Source organism: Cerasicoccus frondis, assembly GCA_031296915.1.
GTDB classification, from domain to species: domain Bacteria; phylum Verrucomicrobiota; class Verrucomicrobiia; order Opitutales; family Cerasicoccaceae; genus Cerasicoccus; species Cerasicoccus frondis.
In genome coordinates this window covers 1-18,038 of the sequence record JAVDPC010000040.1, presented here as the reverse complement: position 1 = coordinate 18,038, position 18,038 = coordinate 1, and the positions used below count along the sequence as shown (strand labels likewise).

Annotated in this window: 16 protein-coding genes, 1 tRNA gene and 1 other RNA gene; 10 read left to right on the top strand and 8 right to left on the bottom strand. The window is 54.7% G+C overall.

All coding sequences use genetic code 11. From position 1 onward, the window contains the following. Positions 1 to 16: 16 nt before the first annotated feature. Positions 17 to 93: transfer RNA gene (locus RBB63_RS21545), tRNA-Asp, on the top strand. A 32-nt stretch (positions 94 to 125) separates the two neighbouring features. Here RBB63_RS21545 and RBB63_RS21540 read toward each other — a convergent pair. Then, positions 126 to 1,190: a LacI family DNA-binding transcriptional regulator gene (locus RBB63_RS21540; protein WP_309387325.1), complete on the bottom strand. Its 1,065-nt coding sequence runs from the start codon at positions 1,188 to 1,190 to the stop codon at positions 126 to 128. Between the two features lie 222 nt (positions 1,191 to 1,412). Between RBB63_RS21540 and RBB63_RS21535 the strand changes: the two genes are divergently transcribed. The 3 genes from RBB63_RS21535 to RBB63_RS21525 all read left to right on the top strand — a co-directional run bounded on the left by RBB63_RS21535 (position 1,413) and on the right by RBB63_RS21525 (position 5,784). Further along, positions 1,413 to 4,103, top strand: coding sequence for a polysaccharide lyase (locus tag RBB63_RS21535; protein ID WP_309387324.1), 2,691 nt, complete (start codon positions 1,413 to 1,415; stop codon positions 4,101 to 4,103). Positions 4,104 to 4,181: 78 nt separating this feature from the next. Further along, positions 4,182 to 4,880, top strand: coding sequence for a type II secretion system protein (locus RBB63_RS21530; RefSeq protein WP_309387322.1), 699 nt, complete (start codon positions 4,182 to 4,184; stop codon positions 4,878 to 4,880). 43 nt (positions 4,881 to 4,923) lie between these two features. Then, positions 4,924 to 5,784, top strand: a complete 861-nt coding sequence (locus RBB63_RS21525) for a polysaccharide lyase (RefSeq protein ID WP_309387320.1) — start codon at positions 4,924 to 4,926, stop codon at positions 5,782 to 5,784. A 133-nt stretch (positions 5,785 to 5,917) separates the two neighbouring features. On the opposite strand, the gene RBB63_RS21520 is transcribed toward RBB63_RS21525, so the two are convergent. Continuing rightward, positions 5,918 to 6,442, bottom strand: a complete 525-nt coding sequence (locus tag RBB63_RS21520; RefSeq protein WP_309387319.1) for a carbohydrate binding domain-containing protein — start codon at positions 6,440 to 6,442, stop codon at positions 5,918 to 5,920. A gap of 277 nt (positions 6,443 to 6,719) precedes the next feature. Between RBB63_RS21520 and RBB63_RS21515 the strand changes: the two genes are divergently transcribed. Continuing rightward, positions 6,720 to 7,457, top strand: coding sequence for a hypothetical protein (locus RBB63_RS21515; RefSeq protein WP_309387318.1), 738 nt, complete (start codon positions 6,720 to 6,722; stop codon positions 7,455 to 7,457). A gap of 87 nt (positions 7,458 to 7,544) precedes the next feature. Here the strand turns inward: RBB63_RS21515 and RBB63_RS21510 are convergent, their stop codons facing one another. Together RBB63_RS21510 and ssrS are read right to left on the bottom strand one after the other, a co-directional pair. Beyond that, complete coding sequence (locus RBB63_RS21510; protein WP_309387316.1) at positions 7,545 to 8,072, bottom strand: hypothetical protein; 528 nt, start codon at positions 8,070 to 8,072, stop codon at positions 7,545 to 7,547. Positions 8,073 to 8,108: 36 nt separating this feature from the next. Further along, positions 8,109 to 8,287, bottom strand: a non-coding RNA gene (gene ssrS / locus RBB63_RS21505) — 6S RNA. A 159-nt stretch (positions 8,288 to 8,446) separates the two neighbouring features. Here ssrS and RBB63_RS21500 point away from each other — a divergent pair. Next, complete coding sequence (locus RBB63_RS21500; protein ID WP_309387314.1) at positions 8,447 to 8,908, top strand: hypothetical protein; 462 nt, start codon at positions 8,447 to 8,449, stop codon at positions 8,906 to 8,908. Positions 8,909 to 8,959: 51 nt separating this feature from the next. Here RBB63_RS21500 and RBB63_RS21495 read toward each other — a convergent pair whose 3' ends face one another. Genes RBB63_RS21495 through RBB63_RS21485 form a run of 3 tightly spaced genes read right to left on the bottom strand, consistent with a single transcriptional unit; the run spans position 8,960 to position 10,808 of the window. Beyond that, positions 8,960 to 9,640 carry a lysophospholipid acyltransferase family protein gene (locus RBB63_RS21495; RefSeq protein ID WP_309387355.1) on the bottom strand — a complete coding sequence of 227 codons (681 nt, stop codon included), beginning with the start codon at positions 9,638 to 9,640 and terminating at the stop codon, positions 8,960 to 8,962. A gap of 3 nt (positions 9,641 to 9,643) precedes the next feature. Beyond that, positions 9,644 to 10,060 carry an ExbD/TolR family protein gene (locus tag RBB63_RS21490; RefSeq protein ID WP_309387313.1) on the bottom strand — a complete coding sequence of 139 codons (417 nt, stop codon included), beginning with the start codon at positions 10,058 to 10,060 and terminating at the stop codon, positions 9,644 to 9,646. 1 nt (position 10,061) lies between these two features. Continuing rightward, complete coding sequence (locus RBB63_RS21485; RefSeq protein ID WP_309387312.1) at positions 10,062 to 10,808, bottom strand: MotA/TolQ/ExbB proton channel family protein; 747 nt, start codon at positions 10,806 to 10,808, stop codon at positions 10,062 to 10,064. Positions 10,809 to 10,978: 170 nt separating this feature from the next. On the opposite strand from RBB63_RS21485, the gene RBB63_RS21480 reads away from it, so the two are divergent. From RBB63_RS21480 to RBB63_RS21470, 3 genes are all read left to right on the top strand, one after another. After that, positions 10,979 to 12,094, top strand: coding sequence for a PfkB family carbohydrate kinase (locus RBB63_RS21480; protein WP_309387311.1), 1,116 nt, complete (start codon positions 10,979 to 10,981; stop codon positions 12,092 to 12,094). Positions 12,095 to 12,375: 281 nt separating this feature from the next. Then, the gene (locus RBB63_RS21475; protein ID WP_309387309.1) at positions 12,376 to 13,839 is read left to right on the top strand and encodes a choice-of-anchor R domain-containing protein; all 1,464 of its coding nucleotides are present in this window, start codon (positions 12,376 to 12,378) and stop codon (positions 13,837 to 13,839) included. Positions 13,840 to 14,078: 239 nt separating this feature from the next. Next, positions 14,079 to 15,260 (top strand): hypothetical protein, encoded by a 1,182-nt coding sequence (locus RBB63_RS21470; RefSeq protein ID WP_309387307.1) that lies wholly within the window; start codon positions 14,079 to 14,081, stop codon positions 15,258 to 15,260. A gap of 13 nt (positions 15,261 to 15,273) precedes the next feature. On the opposite strand, the gene RBB63_RS21465 is transcribed toward RBB63_RS21470, so the two are convergent. Then, complete coding sequence (locus tag RBB63_RS21465; protein ID WP_309387306.1) at positions 15,274 to 16,350, bottom strand: SGNH/GDSL hydrolase family protein; 1,077 nt, start codon at positions 16,348 to 16,350, stop codon at positions 15,274 to 15,276. A 100-nt stretch (positions 16,351 to 16,450) separates the two neighbouring features. On the opposite strand from RBB63_RS21465, the gene RBB63_RS21460 reads away from it, so the two are divergent. Further along, positions 16,451 to 17,965: a glycosyltransferase family 39 protein gene (locus RBB63_RS21460; protein ID WP_309387304.1), complete on the top strand. Its 1,515-nt coding sequence runs from the start codon at positions 16,451 to 16,453 to the stop codon at positions 17,963 to 17,965. Positions 17,966 to 18,038 lie beyond the last annotated feature (73 nt).

The window sequence follows — 18,038 nt, the reverse complement described above, 5'->3', positions numbered from 1 at the left end:
GTCTTTCCCACTTTAAGGGGTGGTAGTTCAGTTGGTTAGAACGCCGGCCTGTCACGCCGGAGGTCGCGGGTTCGAGTCCCGTCCATCCCGCCATTTTTAAACCCGCAAGCTCAGGTTTGCGGGTTTTATTTTGGCCCCGACGCTTCCCTAGGCGCTCCCTCTTTGCCTTTGGGCCATCCGATGGACTTCCCCTCATTCCAGTGGCCCTCAATGAGGATATTCATCGGAGCCTTCGGAATCCCCACCTCGCCGCTGCGTATCATGCCAATCAGCTTGTCCACGGAGCCTTGTCCGATGGCGAAGCAGGCTTGCTTGATGCCGCTGATTTCCGGCTCACCTTCCACACCGATACTCACCACGCTGACGTCCCGGGGAACCTGTATCCCCTCCGACTTGAACCACTCGATACATGCATCTGCAGCATAGGAGACGACTGCCTCGGGCTGGTGTTGATGATACCATTTCAGAAAATCTGACTTCTGCCCACGCGCCAGCGTCAGGATTGGCACGTGGTCCATCAGACCGTAGTCCCGGGTCGTCGTGTAGTAACTGCCTTTCCAGGAAGAGAGCACCCTCTCGTGAGCGACATCCGATAAATGCAGCCCAATCCGGCGAAACCCCCGATCGGCCAGTTGTTGCACCGCGTAAGCCATGCCGTAGAATGAATCATCATTCAGCGCATGCAAGTGCGGCTCCGCCAAACTATGACAAAGGCAGACACAGGACAAGGCAGGCCAGTTCAAATACAGCTTAATCCCGGGGCCGGGATGCGCGAGGATGACAACCCCCTGTATATTCCTCGACCGTAGAATCGCCGAAAGCCGCTCATGGGTCATATTGGGCTCATCCAGCCAAAAGGATTCGAGCTTGTATCCGAGCTTGCCCGCCTGCTCCAGCGCCCCGTCATACATCTCCAGAATGCCACGCCAGCCGTGCTTCCAGGCATTCCGGGATTCCCCCATGGTCAGCCAGGCAATCGTCCCCGTGTAATTGACGGGCTTGATGCTACGCCGATACGCCGACAACGAAGACAGCATGGCGTCGGGGTGGTAGCCCATCTCCTTGGCCAACTTAAGAATCCGCTCCCGGGTCCGCTCCGAGACGCCAGCTTGATAGCGCAACGCCAGCGAGACGGTCATTTTGGAAACACCGGCTTTGTCTGCAATATCCTGTATCGTTATTCGCCTCATTGGGGGCAAGGCGCAGTCCACTCGACCGCTTGGTAGTGTCGGCGTAAGCTACTGTTTCGCTGAGCATCATTCAAGGCTAACTCACAGCATTTTTACTGGTAAAGCTGGTGATCCATTGTCGGGCATCGCCCTTCAACATAGAAAAGCCAACGACTCATCCCCCCACCCCCAATGAGTTTACAGAGGCCTTGCCTGTTCACCCCTAACCACCCCATCTACCTCATGAAAACCCCGACGACTCCCCACCTCCTACTCGTTGCCTGCGGTATCATTGCCTCAGCGCAATGCCATGCCGAATCATTTGAATCCGGCGATATCAACGACCTACTCACCTCCGGCAACTGGACGATTAGCGGCGCCGCCAACGGATCCATCGCAGCGATTACCGACCAGCAGTCACACTCAGGAGGCCACGCATTGTATTTGTTGGACGCTGACCCCGATGGCAAACCATCGGCATGTGTGGCGTTCGATTCCAACCAGGGCAAAGGCGCGCTGAGCCTGGCCATCAAAGAGGTCTCTGGCGCATCTTCAGACAACCCTTGGCGCATCGATGTCAGCGACCTGAACTCAGGCGCATTTAACTTCAGCCTCGCCAGCTCTGGCGGCGAAACCGGAGAAATCATGCTTCTGGATGGGCAGGGCCAAGTCGTCAGCAGTATCGCCAAGAGCTTTACCGACTATGACGGCGCCCAATGGAACGCCTTTTCCATCGTGTTCGACCTCAATCGCGGCTGCGCCGTGTATTTAAATGACCACCCCAGCCCTATCCTGCTCAGCGAGGACTTGGGCACAACCTGGCGCGTGGGGCAAGCCCGCCTCTCCCCCGGCTACAACGCCGGAACCAACCACGCCATTTACATTGATGACGTGGTGATCGCCACCGGCCCCCGCTGCATCCTACAGGACTCGTTTGAAGGCTACGCATCGGGCTCGCTGGGAAATCAGTCCGCCTGGCGAGTTCAGGACGTCAGCCAAAGCTCAACGGTGAACATCAGCGCGGGCGAATCCTCAGATGGCGCTCAGTCCCTGCAAATCTCCGATAACAGTAACCAAGACTGCCCTCTGGTGGAAATCGGCGCCGCCGCCAATGTCACCTCCGGAAGCCTGACCTTCGCCATCAAGGAATCAACCGCTTCCAGCCAACCGGATCTCTGGCGCATGGACTTTACCAGCGTTGGCTACAATTCATTCAACTTCAGCCTGATCGCTGAAAGCGGTTCGGACATTCGGCTGGTCGCTGAGGGCCTGACGCTGGGCTCCATCAGCGCCTCGCAAGCCGGATACCAAGCCACCGGATGGAATGAGTTTCGCATCGTGCTGACTGGCCAAAACAGCGGCGTAAACATCTACCTCAATGGCGACGCCACGCCAATCCTCAGCAGCGCCAACACATCGGTCAACTGGACCATCGGCAGCATCAACCTGTCGGCGGGATACAGCAGTGGCGCCGGAGACTCCATTTACCTCGACAATGTGCAGCTTTACGACGACGCGCTCTATTTTGAACACTCCGTCTATCACAGCATGAGCGAAGGGGATTATTTTCAAGCATTCGAGCAAAGCAGCACCCATGCGCTGCTGCAAGAAGGCGAATGGTCGACACAAGACGTCGACAACGGGTCGATCATCTCCATTTCGTCCGAGAGCCAATACAGCGGCAATGGCTCGCTGCTGCTCAGGGATTTGGATGACGCCGGTCGCCCCATCGCCGTATGCGATCTCGGGTCCACCCAAGCAAACGGGCATTTTGCGTTCGCAATCAAAGAATCAAACTCGACGCCCAACAACGATCTGTGGCGCATCGACTTCTCCGAATCCGGGAGCAATGCGTTCAACTTCAGCCTCATCGGGCAGTCCAATGGCGTATTAGTCCTGAGTAATCCGAGCCAGGGCGTCCTGGCCTCAGTCAACGCCGCCAACACGAGCTATTCGACCACAAAATGGAACCTCTTCGAGCTCGTCCATAGTGAGGACGCCAACGCCATCGCGGTTTATCTCAACCAGGAAGCCGCGCCAATTCTCACGGCGCAAAACGCCGCTGTCGATTGGTCCATTGGCCGCGCTGAATTGTCCACCGGCTACAATGGCGGGGTGGCGGACGCAGTCTTTTTGGACGACGTTTGGGCCGGGCGTCAATTTTTGCACTACGTAGATTTTGAGGATCAAACCACCAGTCATTACACCCTCAGCGATGTGGAGTCAGACTGGCCCAGCACGACCTACTCCAACCTCAACGGTTTGGCCCCCTCTGAAAGCGCGGGGCTGCGGACCGCCGTCGTCCAGGAAAACGGCAACCAATCGCTCCAAGTGCTCTACCCAGCCGACCACTATGATCTGGGCGGCGCACAGGGCAGCGGCTGTAGTTTCGAAATCGAACTGCCCGCCGAGGCGGAATATTACCTGAGCTTCGACGTCACCTTCCAGCAAAACGAGGTCGGTGTTTTCGATTGGGTCAAAGGCGGTAAACTCCCGGGCTTAGCCGGCGGCACACACCCAAGCGGCGGCAACTACAGCCCCGATGGCTTCTCCATGCGCTACATGTGGAAGGAGGGAGGCAGGCTGGTTATCTACGCCTACTGGCTTGACCAACAGGGAACCGTCAGCGGCTCCAAGCACTACGGCCAGGATTTGGACTTGGGTGATGTTGTCCTGACCCCGGGCGTAACGTATGAGCTGGTCCAGCGGGTAAAGCTCAACACCCCCGGCGCCTACGATGGCGTGCTCCAAGTATGGATAAACGGAACGATGGTTTACGATGACCAAGCCCTGCGATTCCGCCAGTCGGGAGCCAATTGGCTGATCGACCAGTTTTACATGGCCACCTTTCATGGCGGCAATTCAGCCAGTTGGGCGCCGCCACGGGATAACCATGCGAGATTCGACAACTTTCGGATTTGGTCGCCGCAATGAGACGCCTCCCACCTAATCTTTACTTGTAAAGCGCCCTTGGTTTTGCCCTTCGGGCGACTAGCCATCAGAGTATATCCCATGAAACTACCCCAACCGATTCAGCACCTGGACAAACGTCGCCGCCAAGGATTCACCCTCGTCGAGTTGCTGGTCTGCGTGGCGATCCTCGGCATTCTCTTTTCCATACTCATCGTCGCAGTCGGCAGTGTTCGCACCTCCGCCCAAAACAGCAATTGCATATCCAACCTACGACAGATTGGCAGCGCCATCACGCTCTATATGTCAGAGAACCAGAACGAGCTCCCAGGCCCACTCTGGTCCGGGCAGGGGCCTTGGTTTAACTCCTACGACACGCGCTACCTGCCAGTCATGCTCCAGTCCTATCTCGATGTGCAGACCCAACCGCCAGGCTGGAACTATGCAGAGATTTTCAGTTGCCCCGCCTGTATGGACGCGCTCCCGGACCCAGAATCACGCGATGGCAAAAATTACTGGATGAACCAACGGATCATCATTGATGGAATCCACGTCAACCCCTGGGGCTACCGCAACTCCAGCGGCACAATCGACAATGCGCCCTCCACTGCCTTCAAGCTGACAAACGCCCCGGCCGACACCTACCTGATGGTGGATTTGGATGCGGACTTCTTTACCGACGGAGTGACCACCGGATGGCGAAGCGACATAGCAACCGGCCCGGTTCACGAAAGCCATCGAAACGCATTATTCCTGGATATGCACGTTGGGCAGATGAGCCTGGATCAAAAAGAAAAGTAACCCAGCCGACCGCCGATACTTTCTGCAAACCACAAACCAACTAATGTCATTGCGACTCACACCCACACTTCTCATTGCCGCGCTCGCCACGACCTGCGGTGCGGCAACGGCAGACCAAGAACCACCAAGCAACATGGAATGGACCGTTGATTTCGAAAATCAGAAACTGGGCCCCTACACCTTGGACAACATCAAGTCCGACTGGTCTAATTTACCCTTATCGAACATCAACGGCATACCGCTATCTGAGCAGTCGCCTCTGCGAGCCAGCATCGTCCAAACGGCCAATGGCAATGCGCTCGAGATTCTTTATCCGGCCAAGAGCTATGGGCTCGGCACCGGGAGCGGCGCGAGCTTCGAGGTAGCCCTGCCGCCACGCGATGAATACACGCTGACTTACAATGTCGAATTTCAGCCTCTGGAAGATGGAACCTTCGACTGGAAGCGAGGGGGCAAGCTGCCGGGGCTTAGCGGCGGAAGCCATCCCAGCGGTGGGAAATATCGCCCGGACGGATTTACGACCCGTTACATGTGGGGCCGTCGCGGCGACCTCGTGCTCTACGCTTACTGGCTCAAGCAACAAAGCATTGTTGGAGATGATGGTCACAACTACGGCGAAGCCCTGCCGCTGAATCACCATTTTAAACCAGGCCAAACCTATGAACTGAAGCAGCACATCAAGCTAAACACCCCCGGCCAACCCAACGGCCTCATGGAGATCTGGGTGGATGGCGAACTGAAGTATAAGCACTCTGGTCTGGTCTTTCGAGAAGCGGGCGCCAGTTGGGCCATTGATCAATTTTACTTCTGCTCCTTTCACGGCGGCAACAATGCGGACTGGGCGCCGCCACGCGACAATCGCGTACGTTTCGACAGCATCTACGTTAGCAGCCCTACTGAGTAGTCATCATCACCATCGATTGCATCGCGCATTTCGAATTTACACATAGCCTATCAAAAAAGGGACGGTCAATTGAGACCGTCCCTTACTGCAATACAAGCGATAACCCGTTACACGCGCATGACAGGATTTAAGCTTATCGGATCGAGAGCATAAAATCATCCAAGTGCGCCACGACAGTAGAGGCATCCCAGCTATGGATCCAAACCGCCACCGTTGCGGCTTTATCCGGGGCAACGGCTTCCAATTTAAATTCCTCCCAGGCATAGTCATTTTTATCGATATTGATAACGACCTGTCCGTTTGCCTGAGTAGAAAGCAGCTGGCCATCGGCATCCCAAAACAGCAGGTAAACGCCCAGCCCCTTGTCTTCCACCAAGCGCGCCCAGAAGGAAAGCTCGCAATGCTCGCCAGGCTTTACCGGAACACGATCAGAATAAAGCGATGATCCAGTTGCCGACGAATCATCGACTACCTCCAGACCGCTGTCTCCGCGATAGGCCGCATTGCCAACAATCCGGTTCATGCTCTTGTCGCCTTGAGCAACCCAGCCGCTCAAGCCATGTTCAAAACCGTCATTGGAGAGTTGATTCTTGCCTGCAAACAACGGAGCGGCGCTGAGGCAAACCGATAGAAACGAAACAAACGAGTACTTCATCATAGATTTATTTTAAGAGGTTAGCTCACTATTTTTAATAGTGAATAAATCCCGTCAACTGCTCGATCTATTGCGAATACTTTACCAGTATATAGCCCCCCATGATCAACCACCCGATGGCTTTCGTTATGGCTCATTGATTGGCTCTATACGGGTAAGCCCAAACCGTAATTTAGCACGTTAAGCCAACGGAACTATACAGGTAAAGTATGCACGCCATTGGCGCTAAAGAGAAATATGCCATTATCAGCACAGTTAACCTCACATCACACCTAACATTATGAAGAACGTTACTTACCTCCTCTCCTCACTTAGCATATTCGCGGTCAGCGCATCGCTGCAGGCTCAAGTCGTTTACCAGGATAATTTTGACTCATACAGCCTCGGCCCAATCAATGGACAAGGCGGTTGGGTAACCAGCTCAATTACTGGTTCATCCGCAGCAGACGTCTCCAACGCTGAGGCCTTGAGCGGCTCGCAATCATTGTACATGCTGGATGACAGCGCCTCAGATCGCCCAATCGCCCGGATTGATTACGGCCAAAACGTAACCGAATCGGTGTTCGACATCGCCATTTTACCAACCGGCAATGATTTCTGGCGCATTGACATGACCAGCACGGCCTCTGGCGTTTTCAACTTCAGTCTCCTTGGCAATGGTGGCGGAACCATTCGGTTGACGGACCAGTTTGGCGGCGTCATCACCTCAATCGCAACATCCTCCACCAGCTACAGCGAAACCGATTGGAACGAATTTTCCATCATCGCCAACGAAACCGACGGCACGGCGCGAGTCACCTTGGGAGGGGTCGAGATATTGAACGTCACAGACGCCAGCATCAACTGGACCATCGGCGCATCCGAATTTTCCCTGGGCTACAACGGCGGCACAGACATTGAAGTCTATTACGACAACCTGTCGCTGGCCCAAATACCCGAACCCGGCTATTACGCGACGCTGTTCGGCGCACTTTCAGTATTGGTTCTCACCTTGAGAAGCAGACAACAGCAAAAATAATTCTACGGACATTATCCTCGTTGCATTGGGCGGCCAATAAGGGCCGCCCTTTTTTTAGGCATGCTCGCAAAAAATTGCGACCGCCCCCTACGAACCTTCCTTGACGGCGACTTCTTCCGAGCTGGCGGCAATCTGTGAAGCGCGCTCAATGGCCTCGGCTATTGAAGCAACCGAACAAATATACCAAATGATGTTACCGCCGATGGTCTCCTCCCAATACTGAATGGTCGGCTTGCTCATATAATAGGCCGTGGCAATCATCGTAAAATCTTCCACTCGGTCAAACGGCACGGTGTAAGTCGCGTAACACAAATCAATGTCGACATTGATTTCGCGAAACTTGGTCATGTCGTAGTGAGTCAAATCGATCAGCCCAAGGGATTCATCTTCGGTGATTTCCTCAACCAACTGCGCCTCGTCGATCGCCTTGACGTCATAGAGGAGGATATTGAGCAAATTTGCGCCGCGCATATTCCCGCTTTGCACTGCTTCAAGCAGTTTCTCATTCGCGGCTTCCAGATCATCGGTCTTGATGAGGCCTCGCTCCAAAAGGGCGGAACCAAGAAAGCGGTTACTGCGTAAAATGAGCGGGCGGCGTTCTTTGTCAGTAAGCATGTCGCGTATGAGTTGAGTTGAAAATAAAAAGGGTTGGAATCCTCTGCTTATGCCGAATTAGCGAGTGCTCTATTACCTCAATTAGTCAAGGTGGGTGCTTTCCAAACGACTCAAGTCTTCCGGTTTACGGCTTGACCGTCATCGCCTGGCGGCAAGCTCCCGATGGATTAGAAAAGGATAAGAGCATGACGAGGTCTCGTGCACAGAAGAAGATTCCAATGATCTACACTAGGCGATCTTTACGATTTTGCAAAGGGAAATCTGAGCTGTGGAAAATGCGCCAAGTGCATGGATTGCTCTTGAAGTTGGCGTTGTACCTGCTAGAGAGTTAGCTTCGTCTACCGCCTAACTCAAATCAATACTGAACCATAAGTATGGCTACCAAAAAGACTGCAAAAAAAGCACCCGCCAAAAAGGCGGCTAAGAAAACGACTGCCACCAAGAAAACGGCGGCTAAAAAAGCTGCTCCTAAAAAAGCCGCAGAGCCTAAGGCCCCGGTTAAAAAGGCAGCAAAGAAGGTCGTCAAGAAAACCGTCAAGAAGGCGGCGAGCGAAGCGCCAGCAAAGTCTGCGTCCAGCACCCCTCCCCTCACCACCATCGTGGCAGATCTCGATGTAGGTTGGGGCAACACCATCTACATCCGTGGTGAAGGCGGCCCGCTGGCTTGGACCAAGGGCATCCAGATGGATTGCGCAGACGGCAAGTGGACTTGGTCGACAACCGACGCTCCAGAAGGCCTTGAGTTCAAGTTCGTGCTCAACGACAAGACCTGGGCCAAGGGCGAAAACATGACGGTTGCCGCCGGTTCCACTGCGGTTCTCCGCCCGGTATTCTAAGCAGCCTGATTGCTTGACCAACGCCAGCCAAGCGACCGCCCCGATTTCGGATTAGCGGTCGCGGGTGATGGCAGTCAATTGACACTTTAATTCTTCAGCGAGCGGCTCCAGTGGGCCGCTCGTTTTGATGTCTGCCCGGCGCCCCAGCAATTCCACCTTGGTAAAGGGCCATGGCAGGTAAAAACGATCCCAACTCCCTAAGCGCTTGGACCGACCATAGTTCAGGCTCAGCAAAACCACCGGGCAATCGGTTTTGCGCGCAATGAGCGCCGCGCCAGACTTGAAGTCATAGCAAGGTCCGCGTGGCCCATCCGGCGTGATGCCCAGATCCCCTTCATCCAGCACCTTCAGCGATTCACGCAACGCTTGCATACCGCGCCAGCTACTGGAGCCGCGAATTGCCCGAATGCCGATTTTCTCAAAAAAAGCCGCCAACCAGGCGCCATCCTTACTCGCACTGATGAGCCCATAAATGGGACGGTCCACATGGGGACGCCGAAAGCGGCGGTGCACCTCGCCAATGCCAAACAACCGGTTGTGCCACAGCACAAACACCGTGGGGCTGGGGTCCGCCAAACAGCGGCGCGCTTCCTCATCCGGCTGAATTCGCAATGTCGAACACCACGCCCGCGTGACAAACGCCAAGACCTCGACTGCGATCACGTGCCACCCCGACAGCTTGCGCACAGAGCGTGCCTTCGGCTGGGCCGTATCCTGATTTGAATCGACCATCACTTACTGAACCTGCGTATCGAGGGAAATGCGGGTGAGCTTGTGCTTTTTGACAAGATTAAGCACATCGATGATCCGTTGATACTGGATGGCCGCATCGCCACGGATACTCAACACCGGCGGCTCCGCCCGAGTGGACAGGCCGTTGAGCATGTCGTCTAGCTTGGCCAAGCTGACGCGCTCTTTGCCCCAATAAACCTGCCCCTCCTGATCGATCGAAATGACCTGGATTTCCATGTCAGCCCGGGACGGCTGATCACGCTGATCCTCCTTGGGCAAATTCAGCGGGATCGTCTGCTCCAACAACGGCGTCGTGATCATGAAAATGATCAAAAGCGCAAAAGCCAAGTCGATCAGCGGAGTCACATTGATCTCCGAGACCGCTTCCATGCTCTGCTTGCGACGAAACGTGCGGGCCATCTTAGTAATTTTCCTCGGGTTCGGCTTCGTCGATCTCGGTCTGCATTTCGAGTTCGATACGGTCCGCCAACGCACTGGCAAAGTTTTCCAGTTCAGTCACGAGCAGCTTCGTCTGCGTCAAAAGAAAGTTATAACCAAAAACCGATGGGATCGCGACCAGCAGCCCGGCTACCGTCGTCAACAAGGCGCCGGAAACGCCTGGAGCCAAATTCTGCAATGACGCAGAGTCCTGCAGCGCCATGGAGCCAAAGGCGTCCATCACCCCCCAAACCGTGCCCAACAAACCGAGAAACGGCGCACCCGTCACAATGGAGCCGAGCAGCACCATCTTCGATTCGTATTTCATCGTTTGCTGCGCCACGCCGCGCTGCAGGGAATTCTCTACGTGGCCCATGCGAATGCGCACCGCCCCTTCCCCAGAGCCTCCAGCATAGCGGCGGTAAGCCGTTACCGCGCCATGAGCCAACAGCGCGTAGGGACCCAGCCCAGTCGCCTGGGACTTCAAGTTCAGCACCAGCACAGAATTCACGTCCGCCAGCTTGCGCTCGAAGTTGTGGTTAAGCGAACGCAGGCGGGACAAGTCCAGGTACTTGCCGATCATCACCGACCAAGCCAGGATCGAAAAAATCGCCAAGGCCAGGATGATGCATTTGCCAGCGATATTCGACTGACCAAAATACGTGAAGACATTGGGACCGGCGCTGGATTGCGCCAAGAAAAGCGTGATGGAAGACCACTCAATCGGCATGGCGACAACGCAAACGCCTTATGAGCGCACTGGCAAAATCAAATTCCCCGCTAGGGTGAGTTTCTCAGAAGCCCTGGTCGCTAACGAAATCGATTACACGCGCTAATCTTTTAGGTTGAGATGGAAATTCGTGCTTCACCTTGGCGCATTCTGTCTCACAATGCCGCCCCATGACACCTCGTGACCGTACCCTGGAAGAACTCAGCAACAAGGCGGGCAGCATCAGCTCGCGCCAAGCACTCATTGGCTTCGACGGCTTCGTCGACAAGATCGTCCACCCCGTAAAGCAACGCCATGGCATGGGCGATGACTTTGATCGCATCGAGACCATTGCCGAGTTTGGCCAGCGCATTTGCGACGCCGCCGGCCACAGCGCCAATATCGAAATGTTCCAGCAGATGGAAAAGCTCGGCGGCAACGGCCCCATCATGGCCAACGCCATGCTTGGCGGGCAGGTGAAAGTGCGCTACATCGGAGCTTTGGGCAACCCAACGATCCACCCCGTGTTCGAGGAGTTTGCAGAGAAGACCAGCGCGGTATCCGTGACCAACCCTGGCATTACCACCGCCGCAGAATTTACCGATGGCAAGCTGATGTTTGGCGACATGGCATCCTTGGAGGAAGTCGACTACCCGCATATCATTGAAGCCATGGGGGAAGGCGCGTTCCTCGACGCCTGCGCCAAAGCCAACCTCATCGCCCTAGTCAACTGGACCATGCTTCCGCGACTGAGTGAGTTCTTCAATGACATGGTTGACAAGGTCCTCCCGAACATCGGCCCCGGCGACAATCGCCAGTTCTTCTTCGACCTGGCCGACCCGGCTAAGCGCTCCGAGAGCGACCTTCGCAGCGTGCTCAAGACCATTTCCCGATTCCAGCCCTTTGGCGCGGTGACGCTCGGCCTCAACTACAGCGAAGGCCGCCAAGTCGCCAAGGTGCTCGGACTCCCTGCCCCCACCGAAGAGCCAGACGACCTCAAGGCGCTCGCTACCCGCATTCGTCAGGAAATCAATATCTCCTGCGTTGTCGTCCACCCCACCCATTCCGCTGCCTGCGCCACCCGCGACGGCGCCTGGTGGGTCAAGGGACCCTACTGTGAAAAACCGAAAATCACGACCGGCGCGGGCGACCACTTCAACGCTGGCTTCATGTGCGGACGCTTGATCGACCTTTCGCCAGAGGCATGCCTCACCACCGCCGTTTGTTTTTCTGGACTTTATGTGCGCACAGCGAAAAGCCCGAGCCTCGGCGATGTGAATCGCTTCCTGAGCGAATGGTCAGACTAAATAATACGGGTAAATAAATTAACGCCCGCAAGCTTGACATCTAAAATAACAATTTCTGAGAATATCTCGGAATAGGAAGCGCTAGCTGTACTCTAAGGATAGCAGAACAATAACTATTCGAGAACATACCGCCAACAACTAGCCATCATAGCTTAGATTATACCCACATTAACGCAACTTATCGCACGAACAAACGAGGAATGCGTTATTGCCCTGGGAGTAATTTTAGCTAACTTGAGGCAACTTGGACCATTTTTTACCAATCATTAACCAACCCTTCCATGCGCCAAATTAAACATTTTTTATCCGCTGTCCTCTTTGCAGTTGCTAGCTGTAGCCTGCACCAGGCCCAGGCAGCTGAAATCGTCGTCGACAACTTGGATACAACCTATTATGACGGCGGCTTTAATTTTCCCTACTCATATAACATGGTGGCTGTTCAGTTTACAACTGGCGATACCGGAGCGGCCCGCGTGTGGAAGCTTCACAATATATTGGTCAACGTGGAGCATGCGAATGTCGATGGCTACTATGCATTACTGAAAATCCGACTACATGAGGATGATAATGGAAAACCAGGCAGCGTCTTGGAAAGCTTTAGCCCATCTGAACTCGATGATGGCCAAGTCATCGTTCGGGTTAACTCCAGCAAAACTCCCACCATGCAGCCCAACACAAACTACTGGGTTTCAGTTCACTACCAAGGTTTAGGTGAATTCTACTGGAGGCAAGGGGATGAATTGAATAGCGACCCAGCCGCGACGGGCGAGATCACTGGCTTAACTGCTGAGTCTCTTGACAATGGTAGCACTTGGGAGACCTATACACGATACCTTCCCACCAAGTTTAAGGTAAACGCCAATTTGAATCAGACCCGTAAAATCACCGTTACTGCGACTGACCAAAGTAAAGTTTACGGCGACACTCTCACCCTGGACAACACCGCGTTCACCGTGAAGGATATCGATGGCGACGACGAACTTCCCGATGGCGAAACCATCACATCCGTGACGATCAGTTCGGCCTCTGGCATGGACGCCAGCACCACCGCTTCCGCAGGAACCTACGTAAATGACATCGTCATCAGCGGCGCAACGGGCGCCAATGGATTCGATGTAAGCAACTACAGCATCACTTACCAGAAGGGTGATTTAATTGTTGAACCATACCCCATCACGGTAACTGCAGATCAGCAGGAAAAGGATTTCGGCACAGTTCTCACCCTCGATGACACCGCCTTCACCGTCGTTGGCGAGGACACCGTCATCTTCGACGGGAGCTCCGTCACCGTCATCCCCGGCAGTAGCACACTCCCCAATGATGAAACTATCGATGCCGTGACACTCAGCTCGGTGACCGGCATTGCTGACAGCGTCACTGCAGTTGCTGGCGTCTATGTCGACGAAATTAGCATCGTCGGCGTGGTTGGCAGCAACGGATTTGTTGAGTCAAATTATGACATCACCTACGTAAGTGGCGATCTAGTCGTAAACGCAGTGGGCAACACCACCCCAATGATGACTATTGGCGTGGACAGCGTTAGCCGGGAGGCAACCATCAGCATCGAAACTCAGATCGGCTATACCTACACGGTTTATACCAGCCCTAACCTGGAAACAGACAGCTGGACTCAGGTCGACCAAGTCATTGGTGACGGCAATCTCTACGAATACACCGACACCGATCCCCGCGATACTGACGAAGATCGCTTCTACAAAGCAGTGCGAACCGTTACGGACGCTTAGTTCAATCGACGCCCACCGGCCTTAGACGCCAGAGACAAATCATTTCGAGTCGCTCATCTTCGTAGCAATACGATGGTGAGCGACTTTGTTTTTGGGTATGATTTAGCTGGAGTTAAACGGCTGGAGCAGACCAATGCCAGTTAGTTAAAAATGCCTTGACGTCTGATTAATCATATGATTGATTTTAAATCTATCGTAAGATTTTTTATAGACTTACCTTAATTCATACCCCAAAGATCATGCCCTTAAAAAATGCCTTACTGAGCAGCATTGCGATATCTGCTGCCGGAGTACTGACCGCTGCAAACATCACCTGGGACGGCGACACAAACGTCAATTGGTCATCTGGCGGCAACTGGACTGATGGATCAAAACCAAGCCAGGATGACATTGCTGTTTTTGATGACCCGAGCGCGGTCGCGAACATGCCGGAAGCCCAAAACCAGAATGGTGAACGCGTAAACGGCATTCTCTTCAATCAAGCAGGCTGGACTATCGGCGCCGATGAGGACGGCTACGCGGAACTGCGCACTACGGGTGCGACGCTCGTTTCCAACGGAGTGGGCGTCAACACCATCACCAAACTGAAAACACAGGTGGACAGCACCCTGACTGTCGGCGACGGAAATGTCTTAGTAGTTCAGTCCTCTTCGGGAAATTTGAAGTTCACGGACCACTATGGAACCGGAACTTTCATCACATTCACCAGCTATAACACCTTCCCCATTATCCATAGTGGAACCTTCATTCTCAACGCCGACATAACCAACAATAACTCATCGTTTTCGCGAGATATACTCTCGGGCTCGGTGCTAGGCGGCTCTGGCTCCATTCAACAAACCAACGGAACCACGAGCAGCGGTTACACCTTCCATAGTGGCTCGACCTTTGCCCCTGGACTTACAGGCCCCACGGACACCACGGCAGACACCTTCACACTCTACATGGATCGTAATGACGGCTTCCGCGATAACCATTACAACATGGCAACCGGCTCGACCTTCGCGGTTAGCGTGTTTGCCGATGGGGCCAGCGATAGCCTGCACGTCACCGGGACATCCACCGATACTGGAGCCGGACGAAGTTACGTAGAGCTCAACATCAATTCCGGCGTAACACTCGCGCTGGAAGGAGACGCCGCCAACGGCGTCGCCTATACGGTGGCCTTGTTCGACGGCGCTGGAACCTTCAATGGTGAGTTCGACACGATTACGCTCAATGGGATAGCACTGACCGAAGGAGAAGATTACTCCATCGCCTACACGACGCATGACGCGTTTGCTGCTGGAACAGGCTCAATCGAAGTGACACTGACCATCCCCGAACCGCAAACCTATGCCATGGTCATCTTGGTTGGATTAGCAGTGATCGGCCTGCAAATCCGCCGCCGCCAAACATACCCGCGTTTTACCACGGATTGATTCCAGTCACTTCCTAAAAAGAATGCTCACGGATGGCAGCGAGCAACTGCTGGGCACATTGCGAATGGTTCTTCACATTGGGGTGCCAATCAGCGCCTAAGCCCTCCATACCGAAAGCATTGCTGAGCTTAACGACATAGACACGCTCATTGGCGGCAGCGATTTCATTCAAATAGGCCAGGATATCCCCATGCTTCTGTTCGCCGATCATCGGGCCAAAGCAGGCATAGATGTCCGCTTCTGGAGCGGTCGTGCGGACGTCATCGATTAACGCCTGGTATGCTGCTATAAATTCAGTTTTATCGGGAATGCCCAGGGCGATGTCGTTGGTGCCGAGATTGACGACCACAATTGTCGGCGTCCACTGAACTCCTGCCCGCTCGGGCGCGTTCTGGATTGGTAAAGCACTGCGCCAAATCTCCGGCAACTGCCCCTGCTGGTTGCCCTGACGATCTCGGAGCACTCCCCGCCCAGACCAGGCGGCGCAGCGGACATCTGCATCAAGCTCGCGCGCCGCGATAGCCCAGTAGGTCAACTCACCGTTTTCCGTATGGTGAGTAAATGGATCAGTATGGCTGTCCGCTTCATTGCCGTAGCCGCAACTAATTGAGTCGCCAATCACCTGCATTCGAATCGCTGCCTGAGCAGGCGGTTCGAGCAATTGCGCGCCGTCAGGCAACTCCAGCCCGAGGAACTGGATCGGCTGAAACAAGGGCTCGGTGCGGCGAAAAACGGTCACGGTGTGCGGCTGGCCATCCAGCCCCGGCACGGCGTAGCGCGTCTGCCCTTTCTGCAGGACGATGACCGAAGACTCCCCATCGTCAATCCGCACATTGAGGTAATTGTTTTTAAAACCAACCTTCGGATGCTCACCGCCGGGTGCAAAATCCTCCATGAGAATGTTCATTTCAGGCGCATCGGTGCGAACCTTGAATCCGATGCCAGTCCAGGCGCCCTTAAAATCTTCCGACCAAGCGCCTTGAAGGGCGATTTTCGGATCGCTTGGCTCAACTTTCTGCGGGAGTTCTCCTGCAGTCAAACGCAGGGAAGCCAACAATAAACAAAGAAACAGGGGAAGTCGACGATTCATAGCTTGATGCAAAGGCGCGTCGGCCGGTCAAGCAACCTCGAAAACAATCGACTCATTACCGATCCTTGGAACAATTACCAGCCGAACTCTGCTTACTATTTTGAATGAATCGGATGCCATGACCAAACGCGCCAACGCCTGCCTGTGGGCGGCATTCGGGCTTGGGGTTGTGCTGAGATTGATTCAGTATCTCTACAATCGGTCCTTCTGGCAGGACGAGGTGGAGTTGGCGCTAAATGTCATACAGCGTGACTTTGCACACCTTGCCGAGCCCTTGGCGGGTGACCAGGCCGCCCCCTACCTGGTGCTCGTGCTTTTCAAGGCCATGCACGCGCTTTTCGGTGTCAATGACTATGCATTCCGCTTCGCGCCACTGGCGTTCTCCATTGGAGGATTGGCGCTTTTCGTGCCGCTCAGCCGACGCTTGTTAAGCGCGAAAGGGGCCCTGGGAAGCGTCATCCTGCTCGCGATTGCCCCAACGGCGGTCAATTTCTCCGTCGAGTATAAGCAATATGCGGTCGACGGCTTCGCAACCATTTGGATACTGCTGGCGCTCACGCCACTGTTGGAAGGCAGGCGCACCCCTCACGCCTGGATACATGCCGCCATTGCAGGTGGAGTCAGCGTCTGGCTATCCTTTCCCGCTGTATTTGTCCTGGCCGGGGCTGGCACAGCCATGCTCTTTGCCCAATGGAAAGCCTGGCAGAAGCTGGGCCTTCCACTAACGCTGGTTGGCCTCTGGATTGCGCTATTTGCCGGGCATTACGCATTGGTCGGATCCGCTGCCGCAGACAACGACAGCCTGAATGATTTCTGGGGTGGCCACATGTTGCCACTGCCAACTTCCCTGGATAAAATCAATGTGTTCTGGCACAAAATGCTGCACATTGCGGACTACAGTCTGCCTTACCCGTGGCCCATTGTTCCACTCATGGCGGCCTATGTGGGATTTGCTTTCCTCGCACGTAAACGACCGGTGAGCGCGGCCGCAATCGGATTGCCTTTCCTCGCTGTAATGGGGGCGAGCATGCTTGGGCTTTACCCCATCTATTCCCGACTCATCCTGTTTCTGCAACCTCTCGTTTGCCTGGCCACAGGCGTGTCAGTCGGTTACCTGGCAGGCGCGGGAAACCCGCGTTCAAAGCTGAGAATTCTCTGCTATGCCGTAGCAGCATGCTTCCTCCTACCCCTCGTTTGGGAGAGTGGCGGCGATGCATGGAAACCATCAGAAAGACAAGCGACTCAGTCTGTGGCGCGGGCCCTGGCCGATGTTCGGCAGCCAGAACAACCTGTTCTTGTCAGACCACTGGAAGCTCGCCAATTGGGCTACTACGCGGAGCGGTATGGCATCCCAGCCGACTCCATTTGCGTGCGCAAGCCAGCCAGCGATGACCCGTCTGAAATCCTGTCCACGCTCTATCCCATCGACGGGCAAACGTTGATTTGGGTCTTTATCCTGCAGCGCTACGGGGCGGTCAATACCGCAAAAAACAGCTTGGAAAACACCCTTCGCCCAACTGGTCGCATCCTCGGGAGCCAGCGCTTCATGATGTGCGACCTTTACTTGATCGACGTCGCCGGTTTGATTCCTCCAGACAAAGCAACCAACAACTAGTGTGGTGTCAGCGAAGTTTATCTCAAAATAAGCTGTACTTTTTCGGAGAGCCCATTCATGCTCTTTTGCATGG

Coding starts and splice junctions, on each gene's coding strand:
- RBB63_RS21475 (WP_309387309.1), top strand. CDS start 12,376: ATGCGCCAAATTAAACATTTTTTATCCGCTGTCCTCTTTGCAGTTGCT.
- RBB63_RS21525 (WP_309387320.1), top strand. CDS start 4,924: ATGTCATTGCGACTCACACCCACACTTCTCATTGCCGCGCTCGCCACG.
- RBB63_RS21535 (WP_309387324.1), top strand. CDS start 1,413: ATGAAAACCCCGACGACTCCCCACCTCCTACTCGTTGCCTGCGGTATC.
- RBB63_RS21470 (WP_309387307.1), top strand. CDS start 14,079: ATGCCCTTAAAAAATGCCTTACTGAGCAGCATTGCGATATCTGCTGCC.
- RBB63_RS21515 (WP_309387318.1), top strand. CDS start 6,720: ATGAAGAACGTTACTTACCTCCTCTCCTCACTTAGCATATTCGCGGTC.
- RBB63_RS21510 (WP_309387316.1), bottom strand. CDS start 8,072: ATGCTTACTGACAAAGAACGCCGCCCGCTCATTTTACGCAGTAACCGC.
- RBB63_RS21500 (WP_309387314.1), top strand. CDS start 8,447: ATGGCTACCAAAAAGACTGCAAAAAAAGCACCCGCCAAAAAGGCGGCT.
- RBB63_RS21530 (WP_309387322.1), top strand. CDS start 4,182: ATGAAACTACCCCAACCGATTCAGCACCTGGACAAACGTCGCCGCCAA.
- RBB63_RS21485 (WP_309387312.1), bottom strand. CDS start 10,808: ATGCCGATTGAGTGGTCTTCCATCACGCTTTTCTTGGCGCAATCCAGC.
- RBB63_RS21490 (WP_309387313.1), bottom strand. CDS start 10,060: ATGGCCCGCACGTTTCGTCGCAAGCAGAGCATGGAAGCGGTCTCGGAG.
- RBB63_RS21465 (WP_309387306.1), bottom strand. CDS start 16,350: ATGAATCGTCGACTTCCCCTGTTTCTTTGTTTATTGTTGGCTTCCCTG.
- RBB63_RS21520 (WP_309387319.1), bottom strand. CDS start 6,442: ATGATGAAGTACTCGTTTGTTTCGTTTCTATCGGTTTGCCTCAGCGCC.
- RBB63_RS21540 (WP_309387325.1), bottom strand. CDS start 1,190: ATGAGGCGAATAACGATACAGGATATTGCAGACAAAGCCGGTGTTTCC.
- RBB63_RS21480 (WP_309387311.1), top strand. CDS start 10,979: ATGACACCTCGTGACCGTACCCTGGAAGAACTCAGCAACAAGGCGGGC.
- RBB63_RS21495 (WP_309387355.1), bottom strand. CDS start 9,640: ATGGTCGATTCAAATCAGGATACGGCCCAGCCGAAGGCACGCTCTGTG.